Below are 24,841 nucleotides of genomic sequence, written 5' to 3'. Positions count from 1 at the left end.
AAAGCTGCTAGAAGTAGACTTTGCTTCTGTCATGAATTTTAGAAGTTTTATTTTTGGATACCGATGATTCAGATTCCCGGTGTAATAATCTGCCTTGGTTATATTTTGGGATTAATGTTGGCTGCACTACCGTGGGGTGGTTGGTGGACATTGGTTTTAGGAATTGGATGTGCGGTGGTTTTTCAAAGACTTCGCCTGATGAGACGTAAATCAAAACCAGGTGCAGAAGAAAAAACAAAAACTACTTCCCAAACTATTCCTCATCCCAGATTTTTTTTGATTGCTGGTTTAGTGGGATTATTAGCTAGCTTTTATGTACAATGGCGGATTCCTCATCCTCAAGCTAATGACATCAGTAATTTTGTACCACCGGGAAATAATAGTAATCAAGAGCAGCTTTTTGTGGTGCGGGGAACTGTAGAAAGTACAGCCCGTGTGACTCGTAGCCAACGGGGGCAGTTTTGGTTAGAAGCAAGTCAGCTGTTGGATGATGTGAAGAAAGAAGAGGGAAATGATGCTGGCAGTAAAGCTGCTACTGGAAAAGTTTATGTAACTGTACCTTTACTACAAGCAACAGGTTTGCGTCCTGGACAACAAATTAGTGTCACAGGTGTGTTGTACAAGCCAAAAGCGGCTGCGAATCCTGGTTCCTTTGATTTTCAAGAATTTTTGAAAAAAGAAGGTGCATTTGCTGGTTTGAGTGGACGACAGGTAAACATTTTACAGGAAGATAAAAAGTGGGGATGGTGGAAGCTACGGGAACAGATTATGCGATCGCATGTTCGCTCTCTAGACATTCCTGAAGGTCCTTTGGTAAGTGCGATGGTTTTGGGTAGTAAGGCGGTAGATATGCCTTACGATGTGCGGGATATGTTCGTACAAGCGGGTTTGGCTCATGCTTTGGCGGCTTCTGGTTTCCAAACTTCGTTGATTTTGGGTGTGATCCTGAGTCTAACAAGGAGAGCAAAACGCAGTACCCAATTAATCGTTGGTTCCATTGCTTTGTTGGGATTTTTGGGTTTGACGGGGTTCCAACCTGCGGTGCTGAGGGCTGTAATTATGGGGTTTGCCGCCCTAATTGCTTTGGTGTTGCGTCGCAAAGTTGTACAGTTAGGCTCTCTAATATTAGCAGCGACACTATTACTGTTATTTAACCCTTTGTGGATTTGGGATTTAGGATTCCAATTGAGCTTTTTAGCAACTTTAGGACTAATTGTCACAGTCCCGGCAATTACGAGACGCTTGGGTTGGATGCCACCTGCGATCGCATCTTTGATTGCAGTCCCATTAGCCGCGACTATTTGGACTTTACCTTTACAAATTTACAGTTTTGGTGTGGTTCCAACCTATAGTTTGTTGTTGAATATTGTCACCACACCCCTGATTTCGGTTATTAGTATTGGTGGATTTCTGAGTGCGATCGCTGCTTTGATAGTACCCGATGCTGGCAGCGCCATCGCCGGAATTCTCCACTACCCCGTACAATGGTTACTGCAATTGGTGCACTTGTTCGCCAAATCACCCGGAAATTCCCTAGCGGTGGGAACTATATCTACCATTCAAATGGTAGTTATCTATACATTATTTGTCTTAGTATGGTTAGTAGATTGGTGGCGTAGACGGTGGTTGTTGGCTGGTGCGATCGCCATTACTTTAATTTTGATTCCAATTTTACATTCGGCAAATACTTTATTCCGGGTGACTATGTTGGCAGCTAGCGGAGAACCTGTCATTGTCATCCAAGATCAAAATAAAGTTACTGTAGTTAATAGCGGTGATGAAGGTATTGGCAGATTTACAATATTACCATTTTTGCAACAACAAGGTGTCAATCAAATTGATTTGGCTGTTGCGTCTGATTTTCAAGGTGATGGAGATAATGGTTGGTTAGAATTATTGCCTCGCTTACCCATCAAAGCAATGTATGATTATTCTTCCAAACCAGAAAATGCTCTAACTAGCATCGCTATCCAAAAAGAAGTTCAAAAACGCCAAGGTATTTATCAACCCTTAGCAGTTGGTCAAACTATAAATGCAGGTTCTGTGGTAATGCAACTTGTCAATGATCAGCTACCAATTCTCCAAATGCAAGTACAAGGTAAAACTTGGTTGTTTATTGGTAATTTGAAAGCTGGTGAAATCCAGCAGTTAGTTAAGGCTGGAACCCTTCCCAAACCTCAGGTTTTATGGTGTCAGCCTCAAACTTTAAAGGAATTAGTTCCTCTGTTGCAACCAGAAGTTTCAATCACAACTAATGCAGATTTAGATGCTCAAGCTTTGTCAGAATTGAGTCAGGTGAAAACAAAACTGTTTTTTACCGGACGCGATGGGGCTATTCAATGGACTCCTAAGGGTCAATTTGAGGCTTTTATTCAGGCAAATGAAAACAAATCATCGGTACTTTAGATTGAACATTGCACATTCTTCATTATTTGCCTTTACATTAAATAGAAAAGAGAGACGTGACATGTCTCGTCTCTACAGGGTTGAAATTTGTTCTCAAACAAACTGCAAAACTCTTAACCGAAACGTCCGCTGATGTAGTCTGCGGTTTGCTTTTGGGTTGGGTTATTAAAAATTGCTTCGGTTTTATCGAATTCCACCAATTCACCCAAATACATAAAAGCTGTAAAATCAGAAACCCGTGCTGCTTGCTGCATACTGTGGGTGACGATGAGAATTGTCACTTGCTCTTTCAATTGGTTGATTAATTGTTCGATGCTGTCGGTAGCAATCGGGTCAAGGGCAGAAGTTGGTTCATCAAATAATACAATTTCTGGCTCCGTAGCTAAAGCCCTGGCAATACATAACCGTTGTTGTTGACCTCCAGAAAGGGCGGTACCAGGTTCTTGCAAACGGTCTTTGACTTCGTTCCATAGGGCTGCTCCCCGCAGGGCAGTCTCGATTTTCTCGTCAATTACCATTTTGCGTTTTTCACCCCGTACTCGCAGCCCGTAGGCGACGTTCTCGTAAATAGATTTGGGGAAAGGATTAGGTCTTTGGAACACCATACTAATCCGCATCCGCACTTCGATGGGGTCTACTTTCGGACTTAAAAGGTTGATACCATCAGGTTCCAAGGCGATCTCACCACGGTATTTATTACCGGGGTATAAATCATGCATCCGATTAAAGCAGCGCAACAGAGTAGTTTTACCGCATCCCGATGGACCAATCAACGCTGTGACTTTGCGATCGCATACTGGCATGGTGACATCTTTTAGGGCATGTTTAGTGCCACCATAATAAAAGTTGAGGTAATTTACCGCTGCTTTGATGGGTAATTGTGATTTTGCTAAACTAGTTTCTACCATGTGATATGCTTCCTGAGACGGTAACGAAGATAAATAGCGATCGCGTTCATTGCTAAAGTCATAAATACTAGTACCAAACCTGCGGCAGCAGCATTTATTTGGAATTCGGTATCAGGTACGTCTGTCCAGCGATACATCTGAATTGGCATGACTGTGTACTGCGATGACAAAGAGTCGGGTAAAAAGGCGATAAAGGCAACTGCACCCACCACAATTAGGGGGGCTGTTTCGCCAATTGCCCGTGATAAAGCAACTATAATTCCTGTGAGAATTGTCCCAAATGAGTATTTGAGGATGTGATCCCAAATCGTTTGCCATTTAGAAGCACCGCAAGCATAAGCTGCTTCCCGAATACTACTAGGAACTGCCCTCAAGGCTTCACGGGTAGCAACAATTACTATAGGTAAAATTAGCAATGTCAAAGTCAATCCGGCAGCAATGATACTTTGTCCTAATTTAAACCCATAGACAAAGACACCCAAACCCAGCATTCCGTAAATAATCGAAGGTACGGCAGCTAAATTTGCCACATTAATTTCGATTAAATTTGTAAACCAGTTTTTCTGGGCATATTCTTCCAAGTAAATCCCTGCTGCGACACCTAGGGGAATTGAGGCAAATGCAGTGACTAACATTACTAATAGGGTTCCTACCCAAGCTGCTAAGATCCCTGCTTGTTTGGCATCACTACTGGCAAAAGAGGTGAAAAATTGTCCAGTTAAACGGGGGAAACCATCTATGAATAAATCGAAAATTAAAGCCAATAATACTAAGATTGCCAATCCCATCGACAATAAGCCAATAATGCTAAAAATATTGTCAGAACGTTTGTTACGGGCAATAACTTGGCGAATTTTTTGAATATTTGGACTATTCATCATTAATTTTTAGTTAGTTTTAACAAGTTGGGAGGCTAATTCCCCTAACTTGTAAGTGAGTGGTGAGTAGGGGAAAAGCGCTTAGAGACTCATTACTAATTACTCATTACTTGTTTTTTAATAAACTTCTCGATAGCGCTTAGTTAACCAATGACCGATAATATTAAAAATTAAAGTCATCAAAAACAAAGTTAATCCCACTGCAAAGATACTTTCATAATCCAAAGTTCCATAAGCCACATCACCCTTACTCACCTCCACAATGTATGCAGTCATTGTCTGTCCGGGATCCATGGGATTGAGAGTGAGGTTAGGTTGTCCACCAGATGCGATCGCTACTATCATTGTCTCCCCAATTGCGCGGGAAATTCCTAAAATATATGCTGCACTAATTCCCGATATTGCTGAGGGTAGCACTACCTTTGTAGCTGTTTGAAATCGGGTAGAACCCATCGCATAGGAACCTTCTCGCAGATAATTAGGTACAGAGCGCATGGCATCTTCACTGAGTGAGCTAATGTAGGGAATAATCATAACTCCCATCACTAAACCTGCACTCAACATACTAGAAGCACCCAAAGTTGGTAGAATTGCTTGTAATATTGGTGTCACAAATAACAGTGCAAAGTAACCATACACCACCGTTGGTACACCAGCCAGTAGTTCCAAAGCTGGTTTGACTACTTCCCTCACCCTAGGACGAGCAAATTCACTGAGATATATAGCAGCAATAGTTCCCAAAGGTACAGCGACAAACAAAGCCACTACCGTAGTCACGATTGTCCCAGAAACCAATGGTAACACCCCAATTTGGGGAGGTTCAAAACCAGGTGCCCAAGAAGTACCCAAAATAAAGCTAAATACGGCATCAAAAAAGGCACCAACCGAGACAGTGGTATTCGCAGCTAATTCCTCTACAGATATGCCTTGAATCACAGCTATTTTCATTAGGGCGACATTTTGGAAGAATTTGACCGATTCAAACAGCAAAGTCCCAATAATCCCCGCAGTGGTTGCCACAGATGAAAATGCAGCGAGAAATAACACAATCTCAATCCCTTTTTCGAGGATATTTCGCCACAATTTGGGAGATAATTGATCTTGGTAATTATGCGATCGCTTTAATGCTTTAGCCACAGTCTTCCCTTTCATTTCAACTCAATTCTCTGTAATGCATCAGATCCCCAACCTCTCCAAGAAGTTGGGGATCTGACACATCGAAATTCAACAAACAGATCACTAATCTCTTGGTGTACCCATCAATTGACCGACAGTCACCCCGACTTTTTCCTTACCACCAAATACAGAACCAGTTTTTCCAGAGTTGAATCTACTTAAAGCAGAACTGTATACATTACCAGGTAAAGGAACTGTTTTGGCTGCTTTGGCAATATTGGCACCATTATTCAGGTAGAATGCCACAAACTGCTTAACCTCTGGTTTACTAGCAGATTTAGCATTGACGTAGATGAACAAAGGACGTGAAAGAGGGTTGTATTGACCACTCTTGATGGTAGCTTCCGAAGGTAAGACACCATTTACTGCCACAGCTTTAAGTTTGTTTTTGTTAGCAGCGTAGTAATCATATCCAAAGTAACCCAAAGCATTTTTATCGCGGGAAACACCGCTAACTAGTGCATTGTCATCTTCAGAAGCACTATAATCGGGACGGCTTTGCTTTGATTTACCATTTATAGCTTCAGTAAAGTAGTCAAATGTACCCGATTTTGTACCAGGTCCAAATAACTTTAATGGTTGGTTAGGAAATCCACTTCTAACCTGACTCCAGTTATTAATCTTACCCTGTGCTCCAGGTTCCCAAATTTTTCTAAGTTCAGCAGTTGATAAATTTTTAGCCCAATTATTTTGGGGATTCACAACAACAGTAATTCCATCAAAAGCGATAGGAACCTCTATATATTTGATTCCAGCAGCTTTACAAGCACTAATTTCCTTCTGCAAAATTGGACGAGAAGCATTAGAGATATCGATCTCACCACGGCAAAACTTTTGGAACCCACCACCAGTACCTGAAACACCTACAGTCACACGGACTTTACCACCTGTTCCTCTTTGAAATCCTTCAGCGGCAACTTGACTAACTGGAAAAACAGTACTGGAACCATCGATTCTAATGCCTTGATTTTGCGACATTGCCATCGGAATTGAAACACCGACTGTTGCTGCTATAGATGCTACCGCACCCAATACTTTCAAGTTAAATCTACTCACAAAACTTACTCCCCACTTAAAGACGTGTATATTTTTGTTGAACACACAATCTTTAGAATCTTTGCATAACATTAAGAAGTGATTATTTTTACAGACAATCGACTTTAACTTTTAGGGAAAAACAAGTTATAATTTGATTAAGCTTAAGTTAATAGTAATTAGGAACACAATTGAGAAGTTTTTTAGCAAAAATTTTGAGTAAACTATATCAATATCTCTCGGTTTGTTTACAAGCTAATAATATTGAGAGAACTTTTTTCGATAAAGATGCAATTTTGTATTCTTTTCTGAAAATTAGTTAAAGTTGTTTGCTGGATTACCTAATAGTCATAAAAACAATCATTGTCCAAATAATTAATAACCCTTAAATTGCATTTTTCAGATAACTAAATAATAATTCAATCATCGAATTAGACGAACGTCTTTAAAGACTTGTTGCCAAAGGTCAAATATCATCAAAACAAATAATACAGATTTAAATTTAAATAAATTTTATGCAGAAAACCGTCTCAGCAATTAACGTCGAAAAATTCAATTTATATTACAATTCAAAACATTTATTGTCTGATGTTTACCTAAGTATTTATGAAAATCAAATCACAGCAATTATTGGCTCACCACATTCTGGAAAGTCAGCATTTTTAAAATCACTTAATCGCCTAATTGAATTAGAAGCAAATATCAAAATAGAAGGAACTATTGAGTTTTTTGGTCAAAATATCTATGGTCGTAGAATTAATTTAAGCCGTCTACGTCGTCAAGTTAGTAGCATATTCCAGACACCCAACATTTTCCCAGTTAGTACTTACGAAAATGTAGCCTATGGTATTAAATTGACAGGGTGGTATCCGAAATCAGAACTAGATCACATCGTTGAATTTGCCATCAAGCGCGCCGGATTATGGGATGATGTCAGGCACCGACTCTATAAATCAGCCTTAGATTTACCAATTCTGCTGCAACAACAGTTATGTATCGCCCGTGCCTTAGCAGTCAAGCCCAAGGTATTATTAATGGATGAACCCTGTGGTTCCTTAGGAGCAGCAGCAAGTGTAAAAATAGAAGAAATTATTCAGAGTTTACGCGGGCAAATGACAATTGTCATAGCTACCCAAGATACTCAATTTGCTTCCCGAATCTCCGATTTTACTGCTTTTTTTAGTAGCGACGAAAAAGGTACATCACAAATGTTAGAATTTGGCACAACTGTACAAATATTCACAAAGCCCATTAATTCACGAACTTCTGATTATGTTTGTGGTCGTCATAAATAAATTGGGTTCAGTGAAAATACCTCAGAGGTGATTGCTATGAAACAATCCCGGTGAGATAGTTGATGCACCCAATAAAGTCGTAACTAACAGCATCCAACTTTGAGTAAATAACAGCATTTTACGCCGATCCACGACATCTGCGATCGCACCTGCTGGTAAAGCCAGTAAATTAATTTGCTAGAATCATCATCTCAAATATATTTAAACTAATTAAACTAACTTATGAATCCAACTCTAACTAAAATCGGCACTCAAATGTCCAACCTAACAGGCGTTCGCGCTATTATGAAGGACATCATCGAAACATTGCGCGCAGGTGCTGGGCAAGAATTTATTAATTTAAGTGCCGGAAATCCATTAATTCTGCCAGAAGTTGAACAATTATGGCGTGATTGTACCGCCGAATTACTGGCAAGTTCCGAATATGGTGAAGTTGTTTGTCGTTATGGTTCATCTCAAGGTTATGCACCATTTATCGAAGCTGTTGTAAACGACTTTAATCAACGCTATGGATTGAGTTTGACAGCACAGAATGTTTTAATTACCCCTGGTAGCCAAACCTTATATTTCTACGCGGCAAACGCTTTTGGAGGTAATACCGAGAGTGGAGAACTGAAAAAAGTTGTTTTACCACTGAGTCCCGATTATACAGGCTATGGCGGAGTCGCCTTATCTCCAGAATCCTTAGTCGCTTACAAACCAACCCTAGATGTAGACTCAGCAGCACACCGCTTCAAATACCGTCCCGACTTCAGTCAATTATCCATCGATGAAACCACAGGTTGTGTAATTTTTTCCCGTCCCTGTAATCCTACAGGCAACGTCTTAACAGCAGAAGAAGTCAACAAAATCGCTGCATTAGCCGCCCCCCATGACATCCCCGTATTCGTAGACTCCGCCTATGCCCCACCCTTCCCCGCCTTAAACTTTACCGAGATGACACCGATATTTGGTGGCAACATCATCCACAGCATGAGTTTATCCAAAGCTGGCTTACCAGGAGAAAGAATCGGCATTGCCATCGGAGACGTACAAGTGATTCAAGCACTTGAGTGTTTCCAAACCAACATGTGCATTCATCCCTCTCGGTACGGACAAGCGATCGCATCTCGCGCCATCACCTCTGGTAAACTAGCAAACATCTCCGAAACTGTAATTCGCTCCTTTTACCAAAATAAATTTACAGTATTAGAAAGCACATTAGATGCCACCATGCCCAAAGATTTACCCTGGTTTCTCCATCGCGGTGAAGGTGCAATCTTTGCCTGGTTATGGCTCAAAGACTTACCCATGACAGACTGGGAATTCTACCAACTTCTGAAAAAAGTCGGTGTCATCGTTGTCCCCGGAAGTAGCTTCTTCCCCGGTTTGCGCGAAGACTGGCAACATAAACACGAATGTATCCGCATTAGCCTCACAGGTAGCGACGAAGAAATTACCACAGCCATGCAACGATTAGCCAAAGTCGCAGAAGATGTTTACCAACATACGGTTGTAGGTGTTTGAGATTGATGTAGTCTATAGAAAACTAGCATTATTTATAACCCGGGTTTTTTGACCTGGGAATAAAACGTAATTGCCAAAAAACTCAGCAAGCCCTAATTAAAAAAGCAACAAAATAAATGGATCAAACAACGGGAAACTTCGTCAGGAAAAAACAAAAAGCTAGAGAAGCAAAAAAAATTAAGAAAAGTCAAAAACCCTTTTCCCCTATTGCTGATTCCTTTTTAGATGGTTGGTTAGCCATTGGCACAATCGTGGCACCCCAAGGACTGCGGGGAGAAATGCGAGTATATCCTGATACTGACTTTCCCGAAAGATTTGAAGAACCTGGAAAGAGATGGTTATTAAAAGCCAACTCAAAACAGCCGGAAGCCATAGAACTCACATCTGGACGCTACATTGAAGGCAAAAACCTCTACGTAATTACCATCAAAGGCATCAACGACTGCAACCAAGTAGAAGAATTACGCGGCTGTAAACTACTAGTACCAGAAGACGATCGTCCCCCACTAGGAGAAAACGAGCATCATATCGCAGACCTCATTGGTTTACAAGTCTTCATGCAAACATCCGGTGACTATATTGGTAAAATAATTCGGTTAATTCCAGCAGGAAATTACCTACTAGAAATTCAACCACAGCCAGATAGCAGTCAAGAAGAGACAGTAAATAATCAACCCAGAAAAAACATTTTAATTCCCTTTGTCAAAGAAATAGTTCCAGTAGTAGATCTCGTCGCAAAACGTGTAGAGATTACACCACCAGAAGGATTATTAGAAATCAACGACTAAAATTTACCTTCTACCTCAGTACTTCTAGCTAGTTTTCAGCACAAATTATAGATAGCTCAATACGGTACTTCGCAGTAGTAGTCTCTAAAATTTTATTTTGACGGTTGTGTACAAATCCACAATTCCGTAGAGACGTGGCATTGCTACATCTCTACAAGCGTCATTTTTATCTTGACAGACTAGTAGTACCGTATTGGAATATAGCTTATCTATACCGTGACGACCACAATGTTCCCGTGTGATTCCCTACTCTACGTGGACAACAGTCCCATTGCCAACAGCTTGGGCAGATTTGGGGAGTAAGATAGATTGAGTTGAGGTTGCATATTAGATTTGCCCTTTATTTTATCCATATTCCTCATTTATTGTCTCAATTGTTCCATATTTCATTAAATATTTCTGATGGGATTGGGAATAATACTTCTAGGTGTAATACTAATCACTGGGAGTAGGCGAAATGAAGCTAACTGGTTATCAATTCCTAGAACAAATTTACTCTGGCTCAAAAACACTTGTATATCGAGGAATTCAAGAAAAAAGTGACAAGCCAGTAGTGATCAAATTGTTGCGAAGTGAATATCCAACTTTTCAAGAACTACTTTTATTCCGTAACCAATACACCATTGCCAAAAACCTTAATTTTCCTGGTGTCATCAAAACCTATAGCTTGGAACCTTACCAAAATAGCTATGCGTTGGTGATGGAAGATTTTGGAGGAATTTCCTTACAAGAGTTTACTCAAGGAGAAAAAATTAATTCCCTAAAAGATTTTTTTTCCATCGCATTACAAATAGTTACAACTCTAGAAGGATTATATAGCGATGCCTGCGGCGGGCTACGTCTACGCATCATCCACAAAGATATTAAACCTGCGAATATTCTCATTAACCCAACAACAAAACAAATAAAGCTGATTGACTTTAGTATCGCTTCTTTGCTCCCAAGGGAAACACAACCACCCAAATCTCTGAATGTATTAGAAGGAACCTTAGCTTATATTTCACCCGAACAAACTGGACGGATGAACCGTTTAGTTGATTGGCGTAGCGATTTTTACAGTTTAGGTGTAACTTTATTTGAATTACTTGCCGGACAGTTACCATTTACCAGCAATGATCCGATGGAGTTGGTATACTGCCATTTGGTAAAGAAACCTCCTTTGGTTAACAGTATTAATCCAGCAATTCCGGAAGTTCTTGCGAATATCATTGCTAAATTAATGGCGAAAAATGCTGAAGAACGCTATCAAAGTGCTTTAGGATTGAAATTCGACCTCGAAAAAGCTTGGCAAAATTATCAGGAAACTGGAGAAATTGTTAACTTTGATTTAGGACAAAAAGACATTTGCGATCGCTTTGCCATCCCCGAAAAACTCTATGGTCGTGAAGTTGAAGTAAAATCACTTTTATCAGCTTTTGAACGCATTGCTAACCCCAGTAACAAGAAAAATAAAGGGGTAGAAGTGATGTTAGTAGCTGGTTTCTCCGGTATCGGAAAAACAGCAGTAGTCAACGAAGTCCATAAACCCATAGTGCGGCAACGGGGCTACTTTATCAAAGGTAAATACGACCAATTACAACGTAATATTCCTTTTTCGGCATTTTTAGAAGCTTTTCGTGATTTAATCGAACAACTACTCTGTGAAAGAGAAACCCAACTTCAGCAATGGAAAACAAAGATTTTGGTAGCATTGGGGGAACAGGGTAGAGTTATTACTGAGGTAATACCCGAACTGGAAAAAATCATTGGGATACAACCAGCAGTTGCAGAACTTACAGGTAATGCGGCAACAAATCGCTTTAATTTACTATTTCAAAAATTTATTCAAGTTTTTACAAATAAAAAACATCCTTTAGTTATTTTTATCGACGATTTACAATGGGCAGATTCAGCATCATTAAATTTGATGCAAACATTAGCTTGTGAAAAAGAAACTCAACATTTATTGTTAATTGGAGCTTATCGAGATAATGAAGTCTCACCAGCACATCCATTAATGTTGACATTGGATGCAATTTCTCAAGAAAATGTCGAAGTTAATACAATTACACTTAAACCTTTATCCGAAAATAATCTTGCGTATTTAGTTGCTGATACCCTGAAATGTACCCCAGAAATCGTCCAACCGCTAACAAAACTAATTTATCGAAAAACCCAAGGAAATCCCTTCTTTAGCAATCAATTTCTCAAATCATTATACCAAGAAGAGTTAATTTACTATAACTTTGATGCCGAATGTTGGCAGTGCCATTTATCTCAAATCCAAGAATTGTCGCTTTCCGATAATGTCGTCGATTTTATTGCAGTTCAGCTTCAAAAGCTACCACAAGTAACTCAACAAACTCTGAAATTAGCTGCTTGTATTGGTAATCAATTTGACTTGGGAGTGCTTGCAATCGTTAATAATAAATCACAAGAAGAAACCGCAACTGATTTATGGAACGCATTGCAAGAAGGATTGATTATTCCCACTAACGAAGTTTATAAGTTTTTTAAAGTAGACTCCGATGATTTATTGTTAGTAACAGAGCAAGAGAACATCGATAAAATAGTGAGTAATCATAACCAAATAGCAACTTATAAATTTCTGCACGACCGCGTACAACAAGCTGCATATTCTTTAATTCCCGAAGACGAGAAAAAATCAACCCACTTTAATATCGGTCAATTGTTACTCAACAATACTCCCGAAGCAGAAATAGAAGACAAAATATTCAATATAGTTAATCAGTTGAACTATGGTGTAGAACTAATTAGAAACCAAGAAGAACTACATAAACTTGCAGAATTAAATTTAATTGCTGGACGAAAAGCCAAAAGTTCTACCGCTTATATAGCAGCGATTAAATATTTGAATTTAGGATTAGAAATCATTACCCCAGATAGCTGGCAAAATCAATATGCCTTCTGTTTAGCACTACATGAAGAAGCATGTGAAGCAGCTTATCTCAGTGGTGACTTTGAAAAAATGGAGAAATTAGCAGAAAAAGTTATTAATTCTGCTCAAAGTCTGTCAGAAAAAATCAAAGTATACGAAATCAAAATTCAAGCTGATATCGTCCAAAATAGACTTACAGAAGCTTTAAAAACAGCGTTAGATATTCTCAAACTCCTCAATGTTGAATTTCCAGCATCTCCATCACCAGGAGACATTCAACAAGCATTTCAGACAACAGCAGAAAAATTAAATGGTCAGGAAATAGCAGATTTAATCAACCTGCCAGAAATGATCGATTTAGAGATTCTAGCAGCAATGCGTATTTTATCAAGTATGTTTACTGCTGCATATCTTGGACATCCCGACTTTGTACCTTTAGTCAGCCTGAAAATGGTTGACTTATCAATTGAACATGGTAACACGGGCATATCAGCTAATGGTTATTGTACTTATGCATTTCTTTTGTGTGCTGTAGTTGGTGATATAGATTCTGGTTATGAATTTGGAAACTTATCTTTAAATGTATTATCTAAAACCAACGCTACTTCACTACAAGCTAAAGTTTTACTTCCTTATAACAGCTTTGTTGGACACTGGAAAAATCATGCAAATAAGTTTTTAAAGCCATTACAGGAAGTGTATAAAATTGCATTAGACATTGGTGATTTAGAGTTTGCAGCTTATGGATTAAATAATTATTCTTACATTTCATATTTTACTGGTAGGGAACTGACAGAACTTGAGCATGAAATGGCTACGTATTCGGATACACTTAAATCTTTGAAACAAAAAACCAGTCTTGGGTATATACAAATTTGGCGACAGACAGTTCTAAATCTTCTCAATAAAACTGAGAATAAAGCTTCTTTAATTGGGGAAGCATATAATGAAGAATCCATGTTACCAATTCATTATAAAATGAATGATGCTACTGCTATATGCATGGTTTATCTCAATAAATTTATTCTTAATTATTCATTTAGTAATTTTCAGTCAGCTTTAGAATATTCAGCAAAAGCCGAAAAATATATTGCTAGTTTAACAGGCTCGTTGATTATACCTGCATTTTATTTTTATGATTCACTTACCAGGTTAGCTGAATATTTTGATAATAAATCATTACAACAGAATCAATTTTTAGAAAAAGTAAATGCAAATCAAGAGAAAATGAAACATTGGGCAAACCATGCACCAATGAATTTTTTACATAAATACTATCTTGTTGAAGCAGAAATGCATCGAGTATTGGATGAAAAAATAATAGCGATGGACTATTATGATAAAGCCATTTCTCTTGCCAAGGAAAATCAATATATTCAAGAAGAAGCCCTTGCAAATGAACTTGCAGCTAAATTCTATTTAGGATGGGATAAACAAACGATTGCTCAAACCTATTTAATTAACGCTTATTATTGTTATGCACGTTGGGGTGCATTAGCAAAAGTTGAATATCTCGAAAAACACTATCCTAATTTATTGAGTGCAATAAAACAAAGTGAAATTAGCAGTTTAAATTCTAAAGAAACTATTTCCATTAATAGTAGTTACGGAAAAACTATTACTGGAAGTAGTACAAAAATTATCGAAACATTAGATTTTGTGAGTTTAATCAAAGCTTCTCATGCAATTAGTGGAGAAATTGAACTAGATAAATTGCTAGTTAATCTCATGCAAGTTTTGATTGAAAATGCTACTGCTTCTAAAGCTGTACTTATTTTGCCCGACTCTGATAAATTGGTAATTGAAGCGATCGCATTATCAACTAATACAGTCATCAACGTTTTACAATCCATACCAGTTGAAGAAAGTCAAGATGTTCCTCTTAATTTGATTAATTATGTATCACGCAAGCGAGAACATGTCATTTTCAATGATTCTAAACTAAAAATTGAAGATTCAAAGTCTCAAAATCAAAACCTGACTGATCCTTATATTATTCAAAATCAACCTAAGAGTCTGTTATGTAATCCAATTCTCAAGCAAGGTAGGTTGGTTGCTATTTTGTATCTAGAAAATAATCTTACTAGTGGAGCATTTACTAATGATAGATTGCAAGTGATTAACTTGCTTTGTTCCCAAGCTGCGATTTCCTTAGAAAATGCTCGTTTATATCAACAATCTCAAGATAATGCTCAACAGCTAGAAGATTCGATTGCAGAACTAAAACAAGCACAATTGCAACTCGTACAAAGCGAGAAAATGTCTACTTTGGGTAATTTGGTATCAGGAATAGGACATGAAATCAACAACCCAATTAACTACCTCTCTGGTAATTTGCAACCTGCACAAGAGTATGTACAAGACTTATTAACCTTTATTGACCTTTATCAAAAATATTATCCTCACCCAGTTGCAGAAATTGCCAAGGAAATAGAATCTAGAGATTTAGATTATGTAAAAGAAGACTTACCTAAAGTCATCTCTTCTATGCAACAAGCGATTGACCGTATTTATGATATTAGTATCAGTTTGCGTACTTTTTCGAGAGCAGATACTCAGAAAAAAATTCCCTTTAATCTCCATGAAGGTATTGATAGTACCTTAATGATTCTCCAGCACCGTTTAAAAGCATCAGAATCTCGTCCCAGAATTCAAGTCGTTAAAAATTATGGTAATTTGCCTGAAGTTAAGTGCTTCCCCGGACAGTTAAATCAGGTATTTATGAATCTGCTGGCAAATGCTATTGATGCACTAGAGGAATCGAATACTGGAAGTACTTTTCAGGAAATTGAACTAAATCCTAATTGCATTACGATTAGCACCAGTTTGGATGAAGTGAAAAAACTGGTTACGATTATAATTCAAGACAACGGATCGGGAATGACAGCAGAAGTAAAAGCAAAAATATTCGACCATTTATTTACTACCAAAGCTGTTGGCAAAGGAACAGGTTTAGGACTTGCGATCGCGCATCAAATTATAGTTGAAAAGCATGGCGGAATTCTAGATGTTGATTCCGTACCAGGAGAAGGAGCAGCATTTATAATATCCATTCCTCTTGAGTAGGAAGCATCCCAATACGGTACTCTTGCGGAGAAGCAAGCTAGGGTTAATAATTTTTCGTGGTGATTTCGGGAATGTAGAGACGCGATATATCGCGTCTCTACAATTATTTTGGGTTTACGAATTTTCTTATCAGAACCGTATTGGGAACCGTCCCATTCTATGGTGTCGCGGGATTTCGGACATCCTAAAAACTATATACTACCAAATATTTAGGATTGATAGCCCTAAACCAAGAGATACTGCTAATAATAACCTGTTATATTTCTAAGCGTTGACTAAGTTAAAACACCTAGTAAAATGAACTATATTTGTAAATATTTTGAATAATTTTTATTTTATAACCTTAATTATTTAAAGCTACTTTATAGTTTTTACTAATATTAATATTATTATTGAGAGAGTTTCAATTGATTATAAAAATACATTTCAATCAAAATTTAAATGTCAGAGGGTTTCACAATGTTACTCACAGATAAAATTATTTTTAATCAAAAATCTAACCAGACAAATTCTCTTGTAAATCCCAGAAACAAACAATTAATAGAACCAACAGTAGCAGATAGTATTGTTCAAATATTGACTGGATTAGGAGTATGTCATGCATTTGGAATTGGAGGAGGTGCGATCGCGCCAATATGGGAAGCTTTAGAACAAAGCTCAATAGATGTGCTGCACTTTCGTCACGAAGCAGGAGCAGCTTTTGCAGCAATGGAGGCTTATTTTGCGAATAACTCTCCTGTTGCAGTATTTACCACAACAGGACCAGGCATTATGAATACCTTAACTGGCATTGCTGCTGCACGCTGGGAAGGAGCTAAGGTAATTTTAATATCAGCTTGTACTCCAGAAAATAAACAGGGAAAGTGGGCATTTCAGGAAACAAGCCCTAACACCATGCCTGAAGAAATTTTTACTAATGGCAGTCTGTTCGACTATGCACGTCGTATCAAGTCAAGTGATGAATTAGCAGAAATTGATCAACAGCTTGCCATTGGATTTTCTAAACCAGGTGGATTTGTTGCTCATCTCAGTATTGCTACTGATATTCAAACCCATAACGGTTGTCGTATTTTTCCAGACAAATCCAAATTGCCATTATTTATCCCAGATGAGAAAGTAATCAATCAAGTTAGGGAAATATTATCTAGTGAGTCTTTCGCTATATGGGTTGGCTTTGGTGCCCGTGATGCTGCCAAAGAAATACTCCAATTAGCAGAAAGAACAGGTGCAGCAGTCATGAGTTCTCCCCGTGGTAAAGGGATATTTCCCGAAAATCATCCCCAATATCTTGGTGTAACAGGATTTGCAGGACATGACTCAGTTTTGGAATACATGCAATCTACACCACCCCAACGTATTTTAGTCTTAGGTACTCGTTTGGGAGAATTTACCTCATTCTGGAATCCCGTGATGATACCCCCGAAGGGATTTATTCATGTCGATATTGACCAACAAGTTCCAGGGGCGGCTTATCCAGAGGTGAATACAATTCCCGTAATTTCAGATATTAATATATTCGTAAGTACGTTGCTGCAAAAACTATCTCATACCACGGCATCTAAATTATCGAAAAAACAAACTAAATTTTCAGCGCAACATTACCAGCATTCTACATTCTCAAAACGGAATGGGAATTGTTACACAGGTTTAGTTAGACCACAAACGCTGATGAATGAAATTCAAGAAATAATAGTTGAAGGAAGTAATTCTATAGTTCTTGCTGACGCTGGTAATTGTCTTTCTTGGGCAACTCATTATCTCAAATTTAACCAACCAAAGCGTTGGAGAGGAAGTACGGGTTTCGGCTCGATGGGATATGCCACAACTGGTGTTATTGGAACAACTTTAGCAAGTGCTAAAAAAGCAGTAGTAATAGTCGGTGATGGTGCAATGCTGATGAACAATGAAATTAATACAGCCGTGCAGTACAATATCCCCGCAGTTTGGATTGTTCTTAATGATGCCAGCTATGGAATGTGTGCCCAAGGAACTAAAAAACAAGGATACACAAACGTTAAAACAGAAATTGCACCAACAAATTTTGCAATGCTGGCGTGTAGTATGGGTGCAGATGGAATTTGTGTAGACAATGAATCTCAACTCAAAGCTGCAATATCAAAGGCAATGAAATCTAAACTGCCATTTGTCATAGATGTTAAAATCAACGCTGCCGAAACTGCACCAATTGGTATGCGGATAGATAGCTTAATTCAGCAGGCAATTAACACTAATGTGAAAAATAAATGTAACATATAAATTACTGTAAAATATAAACTTTTACCTCTATAGCAAAACAATATTTAATAATGAAGACGCATAAAATTAAATTGTTACAACTATTATTTTTTAATAATTAATTCCCCAAAACTTACTAATAAGATTAGGGGAATTAAATTTACAGGTATTTTAGATTTACATGTATAACTAATAAACCAATTCTAATGTATTAACCGGAGCCTTACCCAAAGCCACATCACCCCAACGCATTACGCTGGCAGAAGCACTACTTGCAGAGCCAAAACCATAGATTAACACTAAGTCATTTTCACGAATTTTGCCCAGTTGTGCAGCATGATAAAGATTCGCTAAACTCAATACTGCGCCAACATTGGCATATTCAGGATAAAAATTAATTGTTCGTTTCGGATCAATATTTAGCACCCGAATACAAAAGTCTACAAACCAAGCAGTGGCTGTTGTGAAAACGAAAAAATCAATATCATCTAAAGTGACAGCAGCAGCAGCAGCAGCACCTTCACAACAAATACGAACCATATCCGCAGATGTATCGCCAATTATTTTATTCAAGTCTTTAGCTACTTTTAGACGAAATTTTTGATTTCCTTGCTCATCTTCCGTTACTCTTAAACGTAATTGGTCACATAAGCAACTAGTGTTGATAGCCTTTGTGCCTAATATTCCCTGATGGGCAGATAGGGAACTAATAACGAAAGCCCCAGCTCCATCACCAAAAAACCAAGAGAGAGTATCATCTTTATCGACAAGGCGAGAATAGGTGCAAGAAACAACTACTAATACATTATGGTATGCCCCTGATTGCACTAAAGCAGAGGCAGTTTGTAGTGCAATTGGAGTGCTACAACAAGTCGCATCAAGGTTCCATGCGGCACATGTGAGATCCAGTTCACGTGCAATAAAAGCTGCATTACCCAAACCCAGATGTTCGGATAAAAAGGAAGAGCCAATTATAAGATCTATATCATCGGGAGAAAAATTTGCAGCATCAAGAGCATCCTTAGCAGCTTTATACTCTAGGGTTAGTGAAGATTCTCCCTCTCCTAATACTCGTCGTTGAACAGTACCACGAAATGGATCTTTTAGATATGGTTGCATTTCCAATTCAAACTCGTTACTGGGAGTTACATTCACCAATGACATCAATCTTGCCAGTGTTTTTTCTTCAGACTTTGCAACTAAATTGGGATATTTTTCTCTGTAATAATCGTTTGTACGAATAACGCTAGGGAAACTAACAGCAAGCGATTTAATACCTACGGGAATATGCATCTTAAAAAATCTCCAGAAAATTTGTATAACTTTGCAGATGGGTTCCCCTGACATTGAAAATTTGTCACCTTTGTCTAGAAAGATTTGAAAAGATGCATTTTATAATTATTTATCTAATAACCTAAAACCCTGAACATAAAAATTTCCAGACAAAAACTTTAGATAATTATCTGTGGCATCAATATTTGAAGAAATATGCGATTGGAAATAAAAAAACTACGCTAGCTAATGTAAACAAAAGCAAACACAGCAGTTAATATGTAGTGGGTAGACTGCACTTTCGTTAACCCGATACATTTATTGTTTGATGTACCTGATTTGAATTTTACTCTTATCACTATTCTTGACTCGAATATAACTCAAATTTAATCACTAAAGCCTTACGGTATTTGCGGAAAATCGCAAATCTTTTTTAATTCAAGTATAAATATGTACAATATATATTAGGCATTGTCTACGAAACAGTTAGACATCTCCGGAGATAATGTATAGATCCCGGATTTCTCACAACATTTTCAAAGCCCTACAAAATCTAGGTTTCTACATTTGCTTCTGTACTATAGCTAGAAGTCAAAACCTGCAAAATAAAGTCTAGTAAAGACTTTGCCAAACCCATCCCAAAACTTGTGACATTGAGTAGGCGTAGCCAGCCCTACGGGCTTATGCTAGTCTGCGACAAGCCGCTTTGCGTCTACCTTACGACCCTCCGGGAAGCCGCTACGCGTCTACGCAATGACGCATTTGAACCGCTCAAAAAACTCCGGGTTTCATCATGGACGAGGTTTAGTTCACAAATAATTTATTTTTTAGGAATAGACAGTAGCGTTACTTATTTGTTTATAAGGGCAAAATGATCAAAATGACAGTGCCAAACTTTACTAATTATCAACCCCACTTTACTTAGTTCCTACTTCATAAAGATGGGGAAGATATTAACACTTACCTTGCTTCGATCAATCACCAGCCCCAATACCAGCTTAAACATTCCCAAAAAATCAGGAATCTTGCAAGATCGTTTTGGAAACAATCCGAGTTTTTTTCCGTTCAGCTTCCGACAATTCCTCACCAGCTTGTAAACGAGTGGCAGAAGTTTGTAGAACCGTTGCTGCGTTTTGATCACCCATTTGGAGAGCAGTTTTCGCTGCCGTTTGTAACATCGTTGCAGCTCCAGCGCGATCGCCTTGCTGTAACTTTGTCTCTGCCAACTGAGTTTGGCGGTATTTAGCCAAAGCTAAAATATGCTGCTGCACCTCCGCATCAGCCACAGATTGGTAAGACTTCTGGACAGTTGCCTCAACCAAGATCAACTCAGAAAGCAATTTAGTCTGATTTAGAGACGGATCATCATAACGAACTTGTAACTCAGCAATTGGCTGTTTACCCTCTGCTAATTGCCCAATATAGAAATTCGCCAACACCACCCGTTCTGCATCCTTCATCAAATCGCCCAAACGCACAGAGAAGCGTCCATCAGGCTCTTCTTGCACAGGTAACTCAATGGTATCTGGAGCAACCTGGGCAATAGGTTTAAGTTCCGCCAATCGCACCCTAGGAGCTAAAGAAAACAGTAAATAGGCATTAGTTAAACCCACCGTTTGAATGCGGGTAAATAACTGGCTGAATTTCGCCTCAGCATCATCTGGCTGTTGGATGTGAGATAAACTACCACCACCCTCATCAGCGATTTTTTCCAAAATATCTTGGTTCCAATTATCCCCGAAACCCAAGCTATTCAGAGTCAAATTATAGCTAGCAGCTAATTGGGCAAACTTGAGACAGCGATTATTATCACCATGTTCATTTTCCCCATCGGTTAACAAAAAGGCTTGGGAAATTGTTTCCTTTTTACCCTTTGCTAATTCCTCAATTCCTAACCTCAAACCTTCATCAATTGCCGTTCCACCATCAGCTTTCAGACGGTTGATCTGTGCTTTGATCTTTTCTGGATCCTCAACAGTTTGATTGGGAACCAAAACCTTTGCTCGGTGATCAAACACCACAACACTGAGGCGATCGCCAGGATTTAAGCGTTCGACAATTCGATTTGCAGCTTGTTTAACGGTTTCGAGGGGTCTACCGCTCATGGAACCGCTGTGATCGAGAATCAAGCACAAATTCAGTGGGACATTTCGTCCCAATCCTGCACCATCAGCGATCGCTGAAACCGAAATCGCTAGCTGACGCTGACTATTGACTTGGTTCCCATCCAGGTTGCCATCATTCAAAGCAGGCTGTAAGAAAACCTTCATAAATGTTCCTATCCAGGCGATACTTAATAATATGTTAATGACTTCACTACACGATACAGTGGCTACGGAAAGTTTCGCCAGTCAATCACAACTCAAATCAGTTAATAGCTAGAGCCGAGCAGAGTCGAGGCTTTAATAGTTATCATGGCTTGATTCGAGTTCTCTTTAACCCTCTAAAACTTTACATCTAGACCACCAGCCAGTTAAGACATCCTAATTACTAGATTAGCGAGAATATCCAATTAAAATTTAGCCCCTCCAAACTTAATTCCTGGATCTCAACAAAAATGCCCAAAATTTCAGCCAAAAATATTTAATCAGAAAGCTTACACTCACTCATCTAGAGTGTAATCCGCACCTCCCATAGAGGCTTACGTCACGCTAGGATGTATTACAGTTAACGGCACATATTTCAGGCAACAGTTGCTATGGACATCTCCCCCATCAAGGCTGTGCAAGCCGCTTATTCCGGCGAAAACTCATACCGCACACCGCCACCAGATTTAGAATCCTTACTCCTTAAGGAAAGAATTGTGTACCTGGGTCTGCCACTGGTGCCTGCTGTGACAGAACTAATAGTTGCCCAACTGCTGTATTTACAGTCAGACGACCCAGAAAAGCCAATCAAAATTTACATCAATTCGACTGGCACCTCCGGTTACACTGGAGATCCCGTTGGCTTTGAAACAGAAGCTTTTGCGATCTACGACACAATGAAATACATCAAGCCCCCCATCCATACAATTTGTATGGGTTCGGCTATGGGTATGGCTGCCATGCTGCTTGCCGCTGGCACCAAAGGCTGTCGCGCCAGTTTACCAAATGCTTCGATTGTTTTGCACCAGCCTAAAAGCTACGCCCAAGGGCAAGCTACAGATATTCAAATCAGGGCAAAGGAAGTTTTGGCAAACAAAGCCACAATGCTTGATATCTTCTCACGAAATACTGGGCAAACCAAGGAAAAAATTGAGAAGGACATGGATCGCCTCTTCTACATCACTCCCCATGATGCTGTTGCATATGGTCTGATTGATCGAGTGTTTGAAAAGAATGAGGTGGCTAATCCTCCTCTACCAGCTAGCATCTTGTAATCTGAGATAGATTAATCGGTAGTGGGAAAAAACTATGCTTTAATTCCTAAATCAAGCCCCATATCTACCAAATATCTCAGATTACCTATCCCAGTTATTGAAAACGGAGTTTCCCCAAAATGCCCATAGGCGTTCCCAAGGTTCCCTACCGCTTGCCGGGGGGACAACAAACACAGTGGATTGATATCTACAACCGTCTTTTCCTAGAAAGGATTATTTTTTTAGGAAGAGAAGTTGATGATGACATCGCTAACAAAATTATCGCCGAGATGCTTTATCTCGATTCCGAAGATCCTGGTAAGGATATTATTTTATATATAAATTCCCCTGGCGGTTCGGTGAGTGCTGGTTTGGCTATTTTTGACACCATGCAGCACATAAAATCGGATGTAGCAACAATTTGTGTTGGTTTGGCGGCTTCGATGGGTTCTTTTCTTTTGACTGCGGGTACCAAGGGTAAACGCTTGGCACTTCCACACTCGCGCATTATGATTCACCAACCTTCTGGTGGAACCCGTGGACAAGCTACTGATATCGAAATTGAAGCGAGGGAAATTATCCGAATTCGCCATCAACTTAATAATATCTACGCCAATACTACAGGTCAGACACTGCAAAAAATCGAAAAAGATATGGATCGTGACTTTTTCATGTCAGCCGCTGAAGCAAAAGAGTATGGTTTGGTTGATCGGGTGATTGAAGAGAAACCGTTCTAAATTTCGTCCAGATTTTAGGTGTGGTGGTTCTTGTTCCAGTACACCAAATCCTAATCCCCTATAGAAAAAGTATCGACAAGATCACGTAGGGAAAATTTTACTTTTATCCCCTTTTAGAAGTACAAACTTCCGGAAGGGGTTTCGTGTATTGTTACGAATAAGACACGAATAAAAAGAGAATGTGCCATTACCCCTTTGCAAGACATAACTTCAGGGGGTAGTATATGTAGCGTGATTATTATAATTACTGAATATTTCAACAATTTGGCAATTAGGAAGCATAATTAAGTTTCCGGAAGAACAAACTTCAGGAATGAAAAAATTGTCAATGCTGATTTAAATCAGTAATGCAGTGAACAGTAAACAGCACGACCTGAACTCAACCTGATAACTGATAACTGATGACTATAAAGTAGATTGCTATTTCGATATATCGAAGCTTCTGGCTTTGGTGTGGAGATTGGCAAAAGTTAGAGAAAGCTGCCTCTTACAGGGTTATTTCCTCTAGCTTCATGATTATCCTTTAATTAAAGCTGACATTCGCGCTTTTGATAGCTCAAGATGGATCTTGGAGATTGCTACCGTATATTGGGTTTAAGGACTGGTGCCTCGTTCGCTGATGTTAAATCTTCGTACAGAAGATTGGCGCAGCTCTATCACCCAGATATAAATCCAGAAGATAGAAAAGCGAAAGATAAGTTTATTGCCTTAACTGAGGCTTATAAGTTGCTGTTGCAGGTGTTGCCAGCGACTGATGTTGTAATGCCACAGTCTAAAGCCACACGACAAGCTACAACCCAACAACGAACTGCAACAACTAGAAAACCCTCTGGCACGTCCCCAGCTGCTGCTGAGGCAACTACTGGGGTGGCGAAAGAAAGAGTACAAACTAAACCGCCGAATTTGGCAGAAATTGAACAACGCTTGAAGTGGAAGACTTACGAGCAACTACAGCGCTTTCTCCAAGAGCGTCGCTTTCCCCAAGCGATCGCACTCGCTGAAGCACTGGCTGAACGTCTACCTGATGATGCTGAAGTTAGGCAATGGCAAGCTGTAGCTTACCAAGTTTGGGCAAGGGCATTAATTACCGAAAAACAATGGCTCAAGGCAAGGATATACCTCAAAAAAGCCATGAAAACCGATCCGCATAACAAATCTTTACTTTATGAAGTGCAATGTGATTTTCAAAAGTTAGAACAGATTTTTTAGTTTTTTTGATGATTAATTATTTCCTCATCTTGAATGTTAATTTAAGATGAGGTTTTTTTATACAGTAGATTTTAATCCCAATTGGAAAAAAGAATGGAACACATCATAAGGG

At 38.9% G+C, this 24,841-nt stretch carries 16 protein-coding genes; 9 read left to right on the top strand and 7 right to left on the bottom strand.

Annotation, left to right across the window (positions count from 1 at the left end; all coding sequences use genetic code 11):
• Nucleotides 1-63: 63 nt before the first annotated feature.
• A complete protein-coding gene (locus tag CAL6303_RS16480) occupies nucleotides 64-2,406 on the top strand; it encodes a ComEC/Rec2 family competence protein (protein ID WP_015198944.1) in 2,343 nt (780 codons plus the stop codon).
• A 113-nt stretch (nucleotides 2,407-2,519) separates the two neighbouring features.
• On the opposite strand, the gene pstB is transcribed toward CAL6303_RS16480, so the two are convergent.
• The 4 genes from pstB to CAL6303_RS16460 all read right to left on the bottom strand — a co-directional run bounded on the left by pstB (nucleotide 2,520) and on the right by CAL6303_RS16460 (nucleotide 6,424).
• Nucleotides 2,520-3,314 (bottom strand): phosphate ABC transporter ATP-binding protein PstB, encoded by a 795-nt coding sequence (gene pstB / locus CAL6303_RS16475; protein ID WP_015198943.1) that lies wholly within the window; start codon nucleotides 3,312-3,314, stop codon nucleotides 2,520-2,522.
• Complete coding sequence (gene pstA, locus CAL6303_RS16470) at nucleotides 3,308-4,192, bottom strand: phosphate ABC transporter permease PstA (RefSeq protein WP_041740695.1); 885 nt, start codon at nucleotides 4,190-4,192, stop codon at nucleotides 3,308-3,310. Before pstA ends, pstB begins: the two co-directional genes overlap by 7 nt.
• A 117-nt stretch (nucleotides 4,193-4,309) precedes the next feature.
• Nucleotides 4,310-5,344: a phosphate ABC transporter permease subunit PstC gene (pstC, locus tag CAL6303_RS16465; protein WP_015198941.1), complete on the bottom strand. Its 1,035-nt coding sequence runs from the start codon at nucleotides 5,342-5,344 to the stop codon at nucleotides 4,310-4,312.
• Between the two features lie 87 nt (nucleotides 5,345-5,431).
• A complete protein-coding gene (locus CAL6303_RS16460; protein ID WP_041739698.1) occupies nucleotides 5,432-6,424 on the bottom strand; it encodes a PstS family phosphate ABC transporter substrate-binding protein in 993 nt (330 codons plus the stop codon).
• A gap of 494 nt (nucleotides 6,425-6,918) precedes the next feature.
• Here CAL6303_RS16460 and CAL6303_RS16455 point away from each other — a divergent pair, with 494 nt between their 5' ends.
• On the top strand, nucleotides 6,919-7,698 hold the full coding sequence (locus CAL6303_RS16455; RefSeq protein WP_015198939.1) for a phosphate ABC transporter ATP-binding protein: 780 nt from the start codon (nucleotides 6,919-6,921) through the stop codon (nucleotides 7,696-7,698).
• A gap of 21 nt (nucleotides 7,699-7,719) precedes the next feature.
• On the opposite strand, the gene CAL6303_RS31200 is transcribed toward CAL6303_RS16455, so the two are convergent.
• Complete coding sequence (locus CAL6303_RS31200) at nucleotides 7,720-7,863, bottom strand: MFS transporter (RefSeq protein ID WP_255348465.1); 144 nt, start codon at nucleotides 7,861-7,863, stop codon at nucleotides 7,720-7,722.
• 57 nt (nucleotides 7,864-7,920) lie between these two features.
• Here CAL6303_RS31200 and CAL6303_RS16450 point away from each other — a divergent pair, with 57 nt between their 5' ends.
• The 4 genes from CAL6303_RS16450 to CAL6303_RS16435 all read left to right on the top strand — a co-directional run bounded on the left by CAL6303_RS16450 (nucleotide 7,921) and on the right by CAL6303_RS16435 (nucleotide 18,192).
• On the top strand, nucleotides 7,921-9,204 hold the full coding sequence (locus tag CAL6303_RS16450) for a valine--pyruvate transaminase (RefSeq protein WP_015198938.1): 1,284 nt from the start codon (nucleotides 7,921-7,923) through the stop codon (nucleotides 9,202-9,204).
• A 116-nt stretch (nucleotides 9,205-9,320) separates the two neighbouring features.
• Nucleotides 9,321-9,992 (top strand): ribosome maturation factor RimM, encoded by a 672-nt coding sequence (gene rimM, locus CAL6303_RS16445; protein WP_015198937.1) that lies wholly within the window; start codon nucleotides 9,321-9,323, stop codon nucleotides 9,990-9,992.
• A gap of 457 nt (nucleotides 9,993-10,449) precedes the next feature.
• Complete coding sequence (locus tag CAL6303_RS16440) at nucleotides 10,450-15,936, top strand: ATP-binding sensor histidine kinase (RefSeq protein ID WP_015198936.1); 5,487 nt, start codon at nucleotides 10,450-10,452, stop codon at nucleotides 15,934-15,936.
• Between the two features lie 441 nt (nucleotides 15,937-16,377).
• The gene (locus CAL6303_RS16435; RefSeq protein WP_238993703.1) at nucleotides 16,378-18,192 is read left to right on the top strand and encodes a thiamine pyrophosphate-dependent enzyme; all 1,815 of its coding nucleotides are present in this window, start codon (nucleotides 16,378-16,380) and stop codon (nucleotides 18,190-18,192) included.
• Nucleotides 18,193-18,360: 168 nt separating this feature from the next.
• Here CAL6303_RS16435 and CAL6303_RS16430 read toward each other — a convergent pair whose 3' ends face one another.
• Both CAL6303_RS16430 and CAL6303_RS16425 read right to left on the bottom strand, forming a co-directional pair.
• On the bottom strand, nucleotides 18,361-19,464 hold the full coding sequence (locus CAL6303_RS16430; RefSeq protein WP_015198934.1) for a 3-oxoacyl-ACP synthase III family protein: 1,104 nt from the start codon (nucleotides 19,462-19,464) through the stop codon (nucleotides 18,361-18,363).
• A gap of 995 nt (nucleotides 19,465-20,459) precedes the next feature.
• Nucleotides 20,460-21,713 (bottom strand): vWA domain-containing protein, encoded by a 1,254-nt coding sequence (locus CAL6303_RS16425; RefSeq protein WP_015198933.1) that lies wholly within the window; start codon nucleotides 21,711-21,713, stop codon nucleotides 20,460-20,462.
• Nucleotides 21,714-22,141: 428 nt separating this feature from the next.
• Between CAL6303_RS16425 and CAL6303_RS16420 the strand changes: the two genes are divergently transcribed.
• The 3 genes from CAL6303_RS16420 to CAL6303_RS16410 all read left to right on the top strand — a co-directional run bounded on the left by CAL6303_RS16420 (nucleotide 22,142) and on the right by CAL6303_RS16410 (nucleotide 24,729).
• Complete coding sequence (locus CAL6303_RS16420; protein WP_015198932.1) at nucleotides 22,142-22,804, top strand: ATP-dependent Clp protease proteolytic subunit; 663 nt, start codon at nucleotides 22,142-22,144, stop codon at nucleotides 22,802-22,804.
• Nucleotides 22,805-22,923: 119 nt separating this feature from the next.
• Nucleotides 22,924-23,520, top strand: a complete 597-nt coding sequence (locus CAL6303_RS16415) for an ATP-dependent Clp protease proteolytic subunit (protein ID WP_015198931.1) — start codon at nucleotides 22,924-22,926, stop codon at nucleotides 23,518-23,520.
• Between the two features lie 561 nt (nucleotides 23,521-24,081).
• A complete protein-coding gene (locus tag CAL6303_RS16410; RefSeq protein ID WP_015198930.1) occupies nucleotides 24,082-24,729 on the top strand; it encodes a J domain-containing protein in 648 nt (215 codons plus the stop codon).
• Nucleotides 24,730-24,841 lie beyond the last annotated feature (112 nt).

Origin of the sequence: Calothrix sp. PCC 6303 (genome assembly GCF_000317435.1) — a bacterium.
GTDB lineage: Bacteria > Cyanobacteriota > Cyanobacteriia > Cyanobacteriales > Nostocaceae > PCC-6303.
Note: the sequence above shows the minus strand (reverse complement) of the source record. Positions and strands in the feature narration are given on the sequence as shown.